This window comes from Caldalkalibacillus thermarum, from assembly GCF_014644735.1.
In the GTDB taxonomy this organism is placed as follows: Bacteria; Bacillota; Bacilli; order Caldalkalibacillales; family Caldalkalibacillaceae; genus Caldalkalibacillus; species Caldalkalibacillus thermarum.
This window is the reverse complement of record NZ_BMKZ01000101.1, coordinates 1-1,694: the sequence shown is the minus strand read 5'-3', so window position 1 is coordinate 1,694 and position 1,694 is coordinate 1. Positions and strand designations below refer to the sequence as shown.

The 1,694-nt window shown below is 46.2% G+C and carries 2 protein-coding genes; both read right to left on the bottom strand.

The genetic code is table 11. The annotated features are described in order from the left end of the window. Positions 1-155: 155 nt before the first annotated feature. Complete coding sequence (locus IEW48_RS16590; protein ID WP_188624708.1) at positions 156-713, bottom strand: TVP38/TMEM64 family protein; 558 nt, start codon at positions 711-713, stop codon at positions 156-158. Positions 714-831: 118 nt separating this feature from the next. Further along, positions 832-1,620 carry a multicopper oxidase family protein gene (locus IEW48_RS16585; protein ID WP_229704108.1) on the bottom strand — a complete coding sequence of 263 codons (789 nt, stop codon included), beginning with the start codon at positions 1,618-1,620 and terminating at the stop codon, positions 832-834. Positions 1,621-1,694: the final 74 nt, after the last annotated feature.

Below are 1,694 nucleotides of genomic sequence, written 5' to 3'. Positions count from 1 at the left end.
GTCTTTTGCTTTTTAGGGGCCTCTTCATGCCGTTAACAGACGAGCTATTAACGGCATGAAGAGGGATTGGCGAATGTGTGTTTGCCCTCTGAAATTTTACTCATACATCCCCAACCTTTGTACTTCTGTTTTAAGGGCTGCATTTTTAACGTTGCTTAAACAGGGGAAGCTGTCTTTCTCCTCCGCCAGACCCAGTACAATATATACACCGCGGCCAGGGACAAGATGATTTTTCCTTGCCACTCAAATTGCGTCACTTGGTACACCGAATAGGCTTCGATTAACAGGGCTGGTATTTTACCAGTCGTACTGGCTATGGTAAAGAGCAAGAATGAAATGTTGCCAATGGCCGCAGCAAAGGTGACCAAGCTGGCAGGCACAAACGGCAAGAGACGCAAAGAAAAGACCAGATAAAAGGCTTCCGTGCCCCGGGTGTTAAACAATCGTCCCACTCTGGGGTACTTTTGTAAATGTTTCTGCGACATTTTCCGGAATCCTTTACGGTATAAATAAAAAGCAACGATCGCTCCCACGGATTCCCCGAGAAAAGAAATCAAAGTTCCTTTCCAGAAACCAAAAAAGATTATGTTCGCTGCCGTTAAAAAGAAACTGGGAATGACCCCCAGCACCGCTACGATAATATTGAGCAATATACTGATTAAAAAGGCAAGCTGTTCATATTCTTCAAAGTAAACAAGAATATATCCTTCCATAAGCCACCCCCTGCAACTATAATGTATACGTCATATGATTGGATACGTCAATTGAAGGCTCCCTGCATGAAGGAGCCTTCCATTTAGTCTGTTTCTAGATCTTTCTTTGCTAGAGACTCTACTCTGGCTTGTTAGGAATATCCGGGTCCGGTACAAATTCGGATTCATAGTCTGAATACTGAACCTTGGCCACCATACCACCGCTGGCGTGGTGCAGTTCATGACAGTGAAACATCCAGTTGCCCGGATTGTCAGCCACGAAGACAATCTCATAGGTCTCATTGGGACGTACATTTAACGTTTCTTTTTTAACAGGTGAACCGGATAGCGGTTCTCCATTGCGGGAAGTGACATAGAAAAAGTGACCGTGCAAGTGCATGGGATGGTCCACGTCTGTTTCGTTCACGATCGTCATTTTAACCACATCACCCTGTTGAACCTCATACACTTCATGGCCATCCACTTCTTCCGTGTTCATCCGTTTGCCGTTGATGGTGAATGTTTCACCGCCATCATCTGAGCCCAGAATCATGTCATACTCCTTGGTCACGTCACCAAGTTCAATCTCCATCGGAGCACCGTAGACGGTCCAGTCAAAGAATGTTTCAAAGTCATCAGCGGCCACAATGGTTTCGCTCTCATAGCCGTCATAGATGACAGGAATGAGGCCATGCAGCCGGTCCGGGTTCTGTTCGGCATAAACCTGGATGCCCCATGCCCCCGGCTGGTTCATGTTCAATTCGATATCAAAGCGTTCAGCCGGAGCAATGCGGATAGCCTGACCAGAAACCCATTCCGGTTGGTTCACTTCCTGTCCGTCATAATGGGTCACCTTAAATTCATGACCCGGAATGGTAATGACTTGGGTAAAAAGGTATGAGTAAAATTTCAGAGGGCAAACACACATTCGCCAATCCCTCTTCATGCCGTTAATAGCTCGTCTGTTAACGGCATGAAGAGGCCCCTAAAAAGCAAAAGACA